Below are 12,454 nucleotides of genomic sequence, written 5' to 3'. Positions count from 1 at the left end.
TATAAAGAAAAGAGGAGAGACAGATGAAAAAGTTAGAAGAGTATGTAAGAAGCATCCCTGATTTTCCGGAGCCGGGTATTATTTTCCGGGATATTACGACAATTTTGCAGGATCCGGACGGCTTGAAGCTTGCGATTGACGGGCTTCTGGCTTCGCTTGAGGATGTGGATTTTGACGTGGTAGTGGGGCCGGAATCCAGGGGCTTTATCTTTGGCGTTCCGGCGGCTTATGCGCTCCATAAGGGGTTTGTGCCGGTCAGGAAAAAGGGGAAGCTTCCGTGCAAGACCGTTTCCATGGAATACGATCTTGAGTACGGCAGCGCCGTAATTGAGATGCACGAGGACTCCATCACGCCGGGACAGAAGGTTGTGATTGTGGATGATTTAATCGCAACAGGCGGCACGACGGAGGCGATTATCAAGCTCATCGAAAAACTGGGCGGCGAAGTCGTAAAAATCTGCTTCGTAATGGAACTGGCCGGATTAAAGGGCAGAGAGAAATTAAAGGATTATCCGGTAGACGCCCTGCTCACTTATGAGGGAAAATAAAAGGAACAGTCCTGCCCAACCGGGCTGTTACTCAAAATAAAAGGGTTCGCACCCACAGACGGCGCAGCGGGAGCAGTCAGTCCCCCTGCGCCGTTTTAACACTTAGGAACTGTCTCGAAATAACTTCCCATTAGTCCGCAGGATTTTTCATCGGGAGCGCCGCTCAAAAATCAGGCGCATAGCGGGCTATGTAACTAATTTTTGAGCGGCGCTGTCGGAGAAAAAGACAAGGAATATGGGAAGTTATTTCGAGACAGTTCCTTACCCGGGCTGCCTTTTGAAAAAAGAAGGAAAAACCGATTAAGGTAGGGGTTGCAGGGAAATAATAATAGCAATACAATATATAAAACGGTTCATGTGAGGCACGGAGACGCTACTGGCGTCCGGATTTGTAAGAAGCTACAGCTATAAAGCTCCGGCATTTGTTTTTTGGAAAAGAAGCGCAATGGAAAAGAATGATCTTTCAGTCACATCTGAATTCCAAAAGCGCTCCCAAACTTCAGCCAGCCAGTAACGTAGCCCGCGCCGGCTTCTATATCCATAAGGAACCCGTAGAAAACCGCCGGGCTGTACCAGGTGTCCGCTGTGCTTTTCTCCGGGCGGAAGCGGGGTTCCGTTGGATATAGAAAGCCGGCGCGGGCGGCCCCTCTAAGGCGGCCCTTAAGCGCAGAACCCCAATATAAAGCATCCCCCCACAAAATGATTGCATTTTTTGACAAATATAATTATAATAGTGATTATTCTTTCATAAATCGATAACCAAGGGCGCACAAGCCCGAAGCCGGGAGGCATTGAGTATGGGAAATTCGGAAACAATTAAAAAGCTGGATCAGGAGCTCATGGCTCCCGCTGATTTTACCAGTCCGGAGACGCTTTACCAGGAGCTGATCGCAGCGATTCGCAAATACCATCCGTCTGATGACATTTCTATGGTGGAAAAAGCATATGACATCGCATATAACGCGCATAAGGATCAGAGGCGCAAGTCTGGCGAGCCGTATATCATCCATCCGCTTTGCGTGGCCATCATTCTGGCCAATTTAGAGCTTGACAAGGAAACCATTGTGGCAGGGATCCTCCATGACGTGGTGGAGGATACGGTTCTGACCGAGGCGGAGCTGACGGCCATGTTCGGGGAAGAGGTGTCGCTTCTGGTGGACGGGGTGACTAAGCTGACGCAGCTCTCCTGGTCTATGGATAAGGTGGAGATCCAGGCGGAGAATCTGCGCAAGATGTTCCTTGCCATGGCAAAGGATATCCGCGTGATTCTGATCAAGCTGGCGGACCGCCTTCACAATATGCGCACTCTGCAGTATATGAAGCCGGAGAAGCAGAAGGAGAAGGCCCGGGAGACGATGGATATATACGCCCCGATCGCGGATCGTCTCGGCATTTCGCGCATCAAGACAGAGCTGGATGATCTGTCTTTAAAATATCTGGAGCCCCAGGTGTACTATGATCTGGCGGAGAAGATTACCCTGCGCAAGGGGGTCCGCGAGGCGTTTGTACAGGGCATCGTGGAAGACGTGAAAAGGCACATGGTCGATTCCGGTATTGAAGCCAGCGTGGACGGCCGTGTGAAGCATTTTTTCAGCATTTATAAAAAGATGGTCAACCAGGATAAGACGCTGGATCAGATTTATGATCTGTTTGCGGTCCGTATTCTGGTGAATTCGATCAAGGACTGCTATGCGGCTCTGGGCGTGATCCACGAGCTGTATAAGCCGATTCCGGGCCGTTTTAAGGATTATATCGCCATGCCCAAGCCCAATATGTACCAGTCTCTACATACGACTCTGATTGGAAACAGCGGGCAGCCCTTTGAGATTCAGATCCGTACGTATGAGATGCACCGCACGGCCGAGTACGGGATTGCGGCCCACTGGAAATATAAGGAGAGCGGGAGCAGCAAAACGTCCACGGACAGTGCGGAGGCCAAGCTTTCCTGGCTGCGCCAGATTCTGGAGTGGCAGCGCGACATGTCGGATAACAAGGAGTTTTTAAGCCTCTTAAAGAGCGATCTGGATCTGTTTACAGACAGCGTATACTGTTTTACGCCGACCGGGGATGTGAAGAACCTGCCGAGCGGTTCCACGCCGATTGATTTCGCGTACGCCATCCACAGCGCGGTGGGCAATAAGATGGTGGGCGCGCGGGTCAACGGAAAGCTGGTGAATATTGACTATGTGATCCAGAACGGGGACCGGATTGAGATTATTACCTCCCAGAATTCGAGGGGCCCGAGCCGCGACTGGCTGAAGCTTGTAAAGAGCACGCAGGCAAAGAATAAGATCAACCAGTGGTTTAAGACGGAATTAAAAGAAGACAATATCATGCGCGGGCGCGACATGATCGATAAATACTGCCGTGCAAAGGGCATCAATTTCTCAGACCTGAACAAGCCGGAATTCATGGAAAAGGTCATGAAGCGGTATACCTATAAGGACTGGGATTCGGTGCTTGCCTCCATCGGCCATGGCGGCTTAAAGGAAGGCCAGGTCATCAATAAGATGATGGAGGAGCGGACCAAGAAGCTCAAGAAGGAGGAGACAGACGCAACCATCCTGGACAATATTGCCAGCGAGGGGAGCAAGATGCCGGTTCTGGCGGCCGGAAAGTCGAAGAGCGGTATTGTGGTAAAGGGTATCCATGATCTGGCGGTCCGTTTTTCGAGGTGCTGCAGCCCGGTGCCGGGCGATGAGATCGTGGGATTTGTCACGCGCGGCCGCGGGATTTCGATCCACCGCACGGACTGTATCAATGTGATCAACCTTCCGGAGGAGGAGAGGGGGCGCATCCTGGACGCGGAATGGCAGCAGCCTGAGACGCCGACCGGGCGGGAGAAATATTCCACGGAGATCAAGATATTTGCCAATAACCGCATCGGCATGTTTGTGGATATATCCAAGGTATTTACGGAGCGCCAGATTGACATTACGTCCATGAATGTCCGCACCAGCAAGCAGGGCAAGGCTACAATTACCATGACCTTTGATATCCATGGGATCGAGGAGCTGAATAAGCTGTCCGATAAGCTGAGGCAGATTGAGGGAGTGCTGGATATTGAGAGAACGACCGGATGACGGACCGGAATCGCGGGAACAGGGCGGTTAAGGGCCGTCAGCCCGGCGAAGGAGGAGATAAAAATTGGAGATAAAAAAGCTGATTGTCGGGATGGTGCAGACGAACTGCTACATTGCCATAAATCCCGGGACAAAGGAGGCTGTTGTGGTGGATCCCGGCGACGAGGCGGGCCGGATCCGCTCTGAGGTTGAAAGGCTCGGCGTGAAGGCGCAGGCTATCCTGCTGACGCACGGCCATTTTGATCATGTGATGGCCATGGAGGAGCTGAGGGACGGGTGGGGCGTTCCCATCTATGCGTGTGAGAAGGAAGCAGAGGTTCTGGCAGATCCCGGTAAAAATTTAACGGGCCAGTTCCTTGGAGGAGGCAGCGCGCTCAAAGCCGATGTACTGCTGAGCGATCAGGAGACAGCCAGCCTGGCCGGCTATGATTTCAGGCTTCTGCATACGCCGGGGCACACAGGAGGTTCCTGCTGCTACTATGTGGAATCTGAAAAGGTTTTATTTTCCGGCGACACGCTGTTCCAGGAATCGTATGGCCGGATCGATTTCCCAACAGGGAGCGGGCGCCAGATAGCAGAGTCGATCGTAAAAGTCCTTTTTGCCCTTCCGGACGACACGGCTGTGTATCCGGGGCATATGGGGGACACGACGATTGGGGATGAGAAGCTCTATAATCCGCTGGCCTCGTATATAGGGAGGCTCTGATGATCGCAATTCTTCTGAACGATGATTCCTTTGAACAGGATATCCGCGAGCTTTTGATGGCTTTTTTTCCGGGGGAGACGTTTACCCACAGGGAAGAGGAGGCCGGGCAGGCGCGCCTGTGCTTTACGGGGCGCAGGACAGGGGAGAGGGGCGAATGCTTTGAAATGGCGCTTGGCGGCGGGCATTCTGCATCCATCCGCCCTGATTTTTCGGATCGCACGCAGGCGAAAAATGCGATCAAGCGTTCCCTGTACAGGCTCCTCTGCGGCCTGACCGAAAAAGAGCTGCCCTGGGGGTCGCTGACCGGGATCCGCCCGGCGAAGATTGCCACATCAAAACTGGCCGAGGGGCGCGATGCAGCGTTCATCCGGGACTATATGAAAGAAACGTATTTTGCAAGCGATGAGAAGATTAAACTGTGCATCGATGTGGCAGAGCGGGAGCGGGAGATTCTAAAGCGTGTGGATTATCAGAACGGCTACAGCCTCTATGTGGGCATTCCGTTTTGCCCGGCCACATGCCTCTACTGCTCCTTTACCTCGTTTCCGATTGAAAAATGGAAGGGAAAGACGCATCTCTATTTAAAGGCGCTGTTTCATGAGATGGATTATGCAGCCGGCCGGATGAAGGGAAGGACGCTGGATTCCATCTATTTTGGGGGCGGGACGCCGACTTCCTTAAGCGCTGAGGATATGGACGCCATTCTCTGCAGGACGGAGTCAGTTTTTCCGGTGAAAGAGGCGCAGGAATTTACCGTTGAGGCCGGCCGGCCGGACAGCATCACCCGGGAAAAGCTTAAGGTGTTAAAGAATCACGGTATCACGCGTATCTCCATCAATCCCCAGACCATGAAGCAGGAGACGCTTGATCTCATCGGACGCCGCCACAGCGTGCAGGAGGTTAAGGATACGTTCCATCTGGCGCGGGAGATGGGCTTTGACAATATCAATATGGATGTGATCGTGGGCCTGCCGGGCGAGACGCCGGAGGATGTCCGAAACACCATGGAGGAAATCCGGGCATTGGGTCCGGACAGCCTGACGGTTCATTCCCTGGCCGTCAAGCGCGCGGCCAGGCTGAATATCGAAAAGGAGCGCTACAGCGGCTTTAAGCCGGAAAATACGCAGGAGATGATAGAGATAACGGCCCGCTGCGCGGCAGAGATGGGGATGTCGCCCTATTACCTGTACCGCCAGAAGAATATGGCCGGTAATTTCGAGAATGTCGGCTACGCGGTGCCGGGAAAGGAATGCCTGTACAATATCCTGATCATGGAGGAAAAGCAGACGATCATGGGCTGCGGCGCCGGCACGACGACAAAGATGGTTTATCCCGATAAGGATCGGATAGAGCGGGCGGAGAACGTGAAGGAGGTCGGTCAGTACATAGAGCGGATCGACGAGATGATTGAGCGCAAGGAGCGGCTGTTCAGATAAGGGCCGCATCTGGTAATGATGTGAATCGCAGCCATCCGGTCAGGCTAAGCGGATACAGGGATGTGAACTGTAACCATTTCAGCGTGGCCGGGCGGCTGCTGTGGATAAGGAGCAGGCTATGGCATTGAAGAAAAAACCGGTGACAGGAATGAAGGATATCCTGCCCGCGGAGATGGAGCTGAGAGACTATGTGCTGAATATCATCAGGGAGACGTACAAAAGCTTTGGCTTTTCCCTGATTGAGACGCCCTGCGTGGAGCACATTGCGAATCTGACAAGCAAGCAGGGCGGGGATAATGAAAAGCTGATTTTCCGGATCTTAAAGCGGGGGGAGAAGCTAAAGCTCGATACGGCGAAGGACGAGGCGGATTTGGTGGACGAGGGGCTGCGCTATGATCTGACCGTGCCGCTGTGCCGTTATTTCGCCAATAACGCTGCCAATCTGCCGTCGCCCTTCAAGGCGCTGCAGATCGGCAGCGTGTGGCGCGCCGACCGCCCGCAGAAGGGAAGGTTCAGGCAGTTTGTGCAGTGCGATATCGACGTGCTGGGCGACGCGGGCAATCAGGTGGAGATTGAGGCCATTCTGGCCATCACGACAGCGCTCACGCGCATCTGCCCCGACAGGGCGTACACGGTCCGCGTCAATGACCGGGCGATCTTAAAGGGAATGGCGGATTACAGCGGCTTTTCGGAGAGCGATACGGATAAGGTGTTTATTACCCTTGACAAGATGGATAAGATTGGCCTGGAGGGCGTCAGAGAGGAGCTTTTAGAGCTCGGCTACGCGCCGGAGTCCGTGGAGACGTACACAAAGCTTTTGTCCTCTCTGGGAAACGGGGCGGATGCGGTTCGGGCCCTGGGCCAGACCCTTTCCGGCGTCATGGATCCGGAAAGGGCGGAGAACCTCGCGTATATCATGGATACCGTGCGGGATGTGTCGGACATCCGCTTTGATCTGGCATTTGATCCGACCCTGGTGCGCGGCATGGGCTATTATACCGGAACGATCTTTGAGGTGTCCATGGAGGGCTTCGGCGGCTCTGTGGCGGGCGGCGGCCGTTATGACCGGCTGATCGGCAAATTTACCGGCGTGGATACGCCGGCGTGCGGCTTTTCCATCGGATTTGAGCGGATCATAACCATCCTCATGGACAGCGGCTTTCAGATTCCCGGCTCTGTGGGGAAAAAGGTATTTCTCTATGAAAAGGGGATCGGCAGCGCGCGCTTTAAGGAGGTATTAAAGGCGGCCCAGAAGGAGCGGGCGGCCGGAGTCCGCGTGCTGGTGGCGCAGATGAACAAGAACAAGAAATTCCAGAAGGAACAGCTATTAAAAGAGGGATATGAGGAATTCGTGGAATTTTACCGCGAGGCATTGAAAGAGTGAGATCAGGAATCGAAATCAGGAGGGACATAGAAATGGCAGAATCAATGGCAGGCCTTAAGCGCTCCCATCGCTGCGCGGAGCTGTCCGCGGCCAATATCGGCGAGACGGCGGCCGTGATGGGCTGGGTGCAGAAGAGCAGGAACAAGGGCGGAATTATTTTTGTCGATGTCAGGGATCGCTCCGGCATCCTGCAGGTAATATTCGAGGAGGCTGACTGCGGGGCAGAGAGCTTTAAAAAGGCAGAACGGCTCAGGAGCGAATTTGTCGTGGCCGTGACCGGCCGCGTGGAGGCCCGCTCCGGCGCGGTAAATGAGAACCTGAAGACAGGAGCGATTGAGGTGCGCGCCGCTTCCCTGCGCATCCTCTCCGAGTCCGAGACGCCGCCTTTCCCGATCGAGGAGAACTCAAAGACAAAGGAAGAGCTGCGCTTAAAATACCGCTATCTGGATCTGCGAAGGCCGGATCTGCAGCGGAACTTAATGACGCGGAGCCGTGTGGCGATTCTGACGCGCGCTTTCCTGGCAGATGAAGGATTTTTGGAGATTGAGACGCCGACCCTGATTAAGAGCACGCCGGAGGGAGCCAGGGACTATCTGGTGCCCAGCCGCGTCCATCCCGGAAGCTTCTATGCGCTTCCGCAGTCGCCGCAGCTTTTAAAGCAGCTTCTGATGTGCTCCGGCTATGACCGGTATTTCCAGATCGCCCGCTGCTACAGGGACGAGGATCTGCGCGCAGACCGCCAGCCGGAATTCACGCAGATCGACATGGAGCTGTCCTTTGTGGATGTGGAGGACGTGCTGGATGTAAATGAGCGGCTGTTAAAAAAGCTGTTTCAGGAGATCTGCGGCTATGATCTGAAGCTTCCGATCCCGAGGATGACCTGGCGCGAAGCCATGGACCGCTTTGGCTCAGACAAGCCGGATCTGCGCTTTGGCATGGAGCTGCACAACGTGTCAGACACCGTAAAGGGCTGTCAGTTCGCTGTATTTAAGGGCGCGCTGGAAAGCGGCGGTTCTGTCCGGGGCATCAATGCAAAGGGACAGGGCGGCATGCCCAGAAAGAAGATCGACGCCCTGGTCGAGTACGCGAAGGGCTTTGGGGCCAAAGGGCTTGCGTACCTTTGCGTGCAGGAGGACGGAAGCTATAAATCATCCTTTGCAAAATTCATGACCGAAGATGAGCTTTCCGCGCTTGTGTCCGCCATGGACGGACAAGCGGGCGATCTGCTTTTGTTTGCGGCCGATAGGGACAAGGTGGTGTTCGACGTGCTCGGAAACCTGCGCCTGGAGCTGGCGAGGCAGCTCGGCCTTTTGAAAAAGGACGATTACCGCTTCCTGTGGGTGACGGAATTCCCGCTTCTGGAGTATTCCGAGGAGGACAGCCGCTACGTGGCCATGCACCACCCGTTTACCATGCCCATGGAGGAGGATCTGCCGCTGTTAGAAAGCGATCCGGGAGCGGTGCGCGCGAAAGCGTACGATATCGTTCTGAACGGCACAGAGATGGGCGGCGGTTCTGTCCGTATCCATCAGGCGGACATCCAGTCCAGGATGTTTGAGGTTCTTGGCTTTACAAAAGAAGCGGCCATGGAACAGTTCGGCTTTTTGCTGGAAGCCTTTAAATACGGCGTTCCGCCCCATGCAGGCCTGGCTTACGGCCTGGACCGCATGGTGATGCTCATGGTGGGCGCGGACAGCATCCGCGATGTGATCGCCTTCCCCAAGGTAAAGGACGCCTCCTGCCTGATGATGGAAGCGCCCGCGCCGGTTGAGGAAAAGCAGCTTGCGGAGCTGGGAATTGAGGTTTCCGAAGAGGAAGAGGGCAAATAAACGAAGCTGTTAAGGGTATAGGAACGACGGCGCTGTGAACCGCATAACAGAGCTTTGCTCCGGGCAGGGAGAGATGCAGACGCATTCCCTCTTTGTCCGGAGCTTTTTTGTTTACTCAGAGAAGAATTCAACGTTATTTCTGATAACAGTTCAGACAGCCTGAACTGTTACGGCATCTGCCGCGTTTTCGTACGGTCAGCGCAGCAGGTGCGCTGACCTACCTGAACTGTCACTATTTCTGCACAGCCCCTAACAATCCAGCGTAAACCAGAATTCCACTCCATTCTCCCGGTTTCTCACGCCATACGCCTTGTGATGGGACTCCATGATCGCCTTGACAATGGAAAGCCCGATCCCGCTCCCTCCGTACTCCCTTGTCCGGGCCTTGTCCACCTTATAAAACTTGGTCCAGATTCTGGGAAGATCGTCCTCCGGAATGGGAAGGCCCGTATTAAAGACCGATACGAGGACTTCGCGTTTTCCATCCCTTTCCCGCGCGTCCGTCCGGATTTCGATGCGTTTTTCGCCGTCCGCATGGTTGATGGCATTTGTGACATAATTCGTCACCACTTCTTCGATCTTAAACTCATCCCCCCAGACATAAAGCGGCCCGGCGCAGGAAAAGTCCACGCCAATACCCTTCTGCTTTAAGAGCAGGCCGGACGATGTAAGAATGCCGTTTATCAGCTCTGTCAAATCAAAGCGCTCCATGGAAGCCTGCTCATTGCCGAATTCCAGCGCCGTGAGGGTGAGGAGCTGCCTGACCATCTGATTCATCTTGCCCGCCTCGTCCACAATGACGCCGCAGTAATAATCGCGGCTCTCCTTATCATCGCCCATGCCCTCGACCAGGCCCTCCGCATAGCCCTGAATCAGGGCGATAGGCGTTTTGAGCTCATGGGAGACATTGGCAATAAAATCCTTTCTCATCTCGTCGATCTGCGTCTTCTTTTCGATGTCAAGCTGAAGCTGGTTATTGGCTGATTTCAGCTCCCCGATCGTCTCCTTTAACTGATCGGAGAGGACATTCATGCTGTTCCCCAGTATATCAATCTCTTCCGTCGAATGCCTGGACGGCACATATTTTGCCTCAAAATCAAGCTGCGACATCTTTTCCGAGAGCTGTGACAGACGGTGGATCGGCGCTGTGATGCGTTTGGTAATAAAATAGAGGATCAGGCTGCCGCTCAGAATGACGAATAGCCCCACCCACATCAGAAAACGGTTGGAGATCGAAGCGCTCTCCCGGATGCTCTCTAACGGGGTTCTCATAATAAAAATCGTCCGGTTGTCGGAAAAAAAGCCCCAGCTCTCGAGATAAAAGGTCTTGCTGCGCGGATCAAAGGTTTTCTGAATCATATAATTGTCATGCTCGCGCAGGATTTCCCGCAGGTAGGCGTCATAGCCCACGATATACTGGCGCACGCGCTCGCGCAGCATGTCAATATCGCGCGAGGAAGAAACCATGGCCGTATCCTGCATGCTGTCATAGATGAGCAGCGTGATATTGGACCGCTCGCGCATCTGGAGGATCGTGTCAGATAAGCGCTTCGCCTCCTGCTCTCCGGAAAGCGGGGCGTCACCATTCAGCTCCCCCTCCGCCTCACTTAGGGCCTTTTCCCCCTCTGCCTGCTGTTCCCTTAAAATCGCGTCGATCGCGTGATAACCATTCTCCAGGATCCGGATCTTATAATTCTGGTAATACGACTCCAGGAACCAGTTGTTAATACACCAGACCGCGCCGACGGACAGCGCCATGAGGCTGACAAAAATGACGGTAAACCGGGAGCGGATCGAGGACTTCATTCCGTCACCTCAAACTTATATCCCATACCCCAGATCGTCTTGATATACTCTCCCTTTGCGCCGAGCTTGCTGCGCAGCTTTTTGACATGGGTGTCAATGGTTCTGGCATCGCCAAAATAATCGTAGTTCCAGACATTATTGAGAATCTTCTCCCTGGATAATGCGATTCCCTGGTTCTCCGCAAAATATGTCATGAGCTCGAACTCCTTGTAGCTCAGATCCACGGGCGCGCCGTCCACCATGACCTGATGAGCCGTCTTGTCGATCTCGATGCCCCCCGCGCGCAGGATATCCTGCGAAACCGCGCTGCTCCGGCGCAGTATAGCCTCCACCCGCGCCACCAGGATCTTGGGGCTGAAGGGCTTGGAGATATACTCGTCCACTCCCAGCCTAAACCCCTGCAGCTCGTCGCTCTCCTCCCCGCGGGCTGTCAGCATAAGGACCGGGATCTGGGAATACTTGCGGATCGTTTTTAAGACCTCCCAGCCGTCTAGCTTTGGCATCATCACATCCAGGAGGACCAGCGCGATATCCTTTTGTTCAAAAAAACGATCAAGCGCCTCCTCGCCGTCGGCGGCCTCCACCACGGAAAAGCCCTTGATGGAGAGGAAATCGCGCACCAGCTTGCGCATTCTGGCTTCGTCGTCTACTACTAAAATTTTTAAACCTTCCATAAGATAATACCTCAATGATTACTGTTTGGATAGTTGTTATGTGTTTTGGGTAGTTTTATTTTAGCAGATTATTGGGGGGGATTCCATAGGTTCACAGACATTTCACAAGTTTGGGGGGCGCGGTTGTTACTATCACGGATCAATGGCAGTTAGTTAAGCGGACGATTGCGGGATGTTGTTTATCGTGGGGAGGCCGCCGTCGCCAGCCCCTGTATCCAACGGAACCCCGCTTCCGCTCGGAGAAAAGCGCAGCGGTACTAAGCTCGAAAAGACCTCGCTAAGTACCGGCGGTTTTCTACGGGTTCCTTATGGATACAGGAGCTGGCGACGGCTACGTTATCAGCGGGCCGGGAATCCGTTTCATCTCTCCGTAAGTCTTGTAATACCTTTATCTGGCACAGGCATAAATATCCTCTGCTTGAATTGTTGAATAGTATTATCATATATTAGCTCAACAAAAATTTAACTGTTATCACGTAAAAAGCGGATACCCCATTGTCTGAGGTATCCGCTCTGCTCACAGCACACATTCAATCAAACTTTCAAATTCTCTATATTCTCTTTCGTGAGGCCAGTATATCGGATAATTTTTTCGACAGGTTCGCCACCTGATATCATATTCCGGGCAATTCCCAGTTTAGCGTTCCGATCCGCATTATATAATGCCTGCGCCTCATCATGCCTTGCTTTTGTACGAAGTCTCTCTTTTTCACGGAACTCCGATGAAGCAGTAATCGTATAATAAGCATCAATCGCCTGACTCATAACCGGCGTCTCCATCTCTTTAATCTTCTCCAGTTCCTCTTCGCGATATCCCAAAAAAAGGTTTGCTCCATAACATCAAAAATAAAATCTGCATAAAACATCCGGAATAAACTTGACAAAAAAGAGAAAAGAAAATATAATAACAACGTAACATGATTTAACAATTATGTAACAATTAGAAAACAAAGTTTAACAGATACCCACTATCCCTTTGTTTTCCAAC

At 53.2% G+C, this 12,454-nt stretch carries 9 protein-coding genes; 6 read left to right on the top strand and 3 right to left on the bottom strand.

The window, feature by feature from the left end:
* Positions 1 to 23: 23 nt before the first annotated feature.
* The 6 genes from NFS31_RS06085 (at position 24) to aspS (ending at position 8,986) form a co-directional block, all read left to right on the top strand.
* Positions 24 to 548, top strand: a complete 525-nt coding sequence (locus NFS31_RS06085) for an adenine phosphoribosyltransferase (protein ID WP_251492622.1) — start codon at positions 24 to 26, stop codon at positions 546 to 548.
* A 797-nt stretch (positions 549 to 1,345) separates the two neighbouring features.
* Positions 1,346 to 3,631, top strand: a complete 2,286-nt coding sequence (locus NFS31_RS06080) for a RelA/SpoT family protein (RefSeq protein ID WP_251492619.1) — start codon at positions 1,346 to 1,348, stop codon at positions 3,629 to 3,631.
* Between the two features lie 64 nt (positions 3,632 to 3,695).
* Positions 3,696 to 4,337 (top strand): MBL fold metallo-hydrolase, encoded by a 642-nt coding sequence (locus tag NFS31_RS06075; RefSeq protein WP_160225107.1) that lies wholly within the window; start codon positions 3,696 to 3,698, stop codon positions 4,335 to 4,337.
* Positions 4,337 to 5,773 carry a coproporphyrinogen dehydrogenase HemZ gene (gene hemZ, locus NFS31_RS06070; protein ID WP_251492618.1) on the top strand — a complete coding sequence of 479 codons (1,437 nt, stop codon included), beginning with the start codon at positions 4,337 to 4,339 and terminating at the stop codon, positions 5,771 to 5,773. The genes NFS31_RS06075 and hemZ overlap by 1 nt, the downstream gene beginning before the upstream one ends.
* A 118-nt stretch (positions 5,774 to 5,891) precedes the next feature.
* The gene (gene hisS, locus NFS31_RS06065; protein ID WP_160225105.1) at positions 5,892 to 7,157 is read left to right on the top strand and encodes a histidine--tRNA ligase; all 1,266 of its coding nucleotides are present in this window, start codon (positions 5,892 to 5,894) and stop codon (positions 7,155 to 7,157) included.
* A gap of 32 nt (positions 7,158 to 7,189) precedes the next feature.
* Positions 7,190 to 8,986: an aspartate--tRNA ligase gene (gene aspS / locus NFS31_RS06060; RefSeq protein ID WP_251492616.1), complete on the top strand. Its 1,797-nt coding sequence runs from the start codon at positions 7,190 to 7,192 to the stop codon at positions 8,984 to 8,986.
* Between the two features lie 249 nt (positions 8,987 to 9,235).
* Here the strand turns inward: aspS and NFS31_RS06055 are convergent, their stop codons facing one another.
* From NFS31_RS06055 to NFS31_RS06045, 3 genes are all read right to left on the bottom strand, one after another.
* A complete protein-coding gene (locus NFS31_RS06055; protein ID WP_251492614.1) occupies positions 9,236 to 10,792 on the bottom strand; it encodes a sensor histidine kinase in 1,557 nt (518 codons plus the stop codon).
* Positions 10,789 to 11,466, bottom strand: coding sequence for a response regulator transcription factor (locus NFS31_RS06050; protein WP_251492612.1), 678 nt, complete (start codon positions 11,464 to 11,466; stop codon positions 10,789 to 10,791). Before NFS31_RS06050 ends, NFS31_RS06055 begins: the two co-directional genes overlap by 4 nt.
* A 534-nt stretch (positions 11,467 to 12,000) precedes the next feature.
* The gene (locus NFS31_RS06045; RefSeq protein ID WP_251492610.1) at positions 12,001 to 12,285 is read right to left on the bottom strand and encodes a hypothetical protein; all 285 of its coding nucleotides are present in this window, start codon (positions 12,283 to 12,285) and stop codon (positions 12,001 to 12,003) included.
* Positions 12,286 to 12,454: the final 169 nt, after the last annotated feature.

This window comes from Otoolea muris (assembly GCF_943193115.1).
Taxonomy (GTDB): domain Bacteria; phylum Bacillota; class Clostridia; order Lachnospirales; family Lachnospiraceae; genus Otoolea; species Otoolea muris.
This window is presented reverse-complemented; position numbering and strand designations above follow the sequence as displayed.

Excerpts from the sequence above, each read along its gene's own strand:
- NFS31_RS06085 (WP_251492622.1), top strand. The coding sequence starts at position 24 with ATGAAAAAGTTAGAAGAGTATGTAAGAAGCATCCCTGATTTTCCGGAG.
- NFS31_RS06080 (WP_251492619.1), top strand. The coding sequence starts at position 1,346 with ATGGGAAATTCGGAAACAATTAAAAAGCTGGATCAGGAGCTCATGGCT.
- hemZ (WP_251492618.1), top strand. The coding sequence starts at position 4,337 with ATGATCGCAATTCTTCTGAACGATGATTCCTTTGAACAGGATATCCGC.
- hisS (WP_160225105.1), top strand. The coding sequence starts at position 5,892 with ATGGCATTGAAGAAAAAACCGGTGACAGGAATGAAGGATATCCTGCCC.
- aspS (WP_251492616.1), top strand. The coding sequence starts at position 7,190 with ATGGCAGAATCAATGGCAGGCCTTAAGCGCTCCCATCGCTGCGCGGAG.
- NFS31_RS06055 (WP_251492614.1), bottom strand. The coding sequence starts at position 10,792 with ATGAAGTCCTCGATCCGCTCCCGGTTTACCGTCATTTTTGTCAGCCTC.
- NFS31_RS06050 (WP_251492612.1), bottom strand. The coding sequence starts at position 11,466 with ATGGAAGGTTTAAAAATTTTAGTAGTAGACGACGAAGCCAGAATGCGC.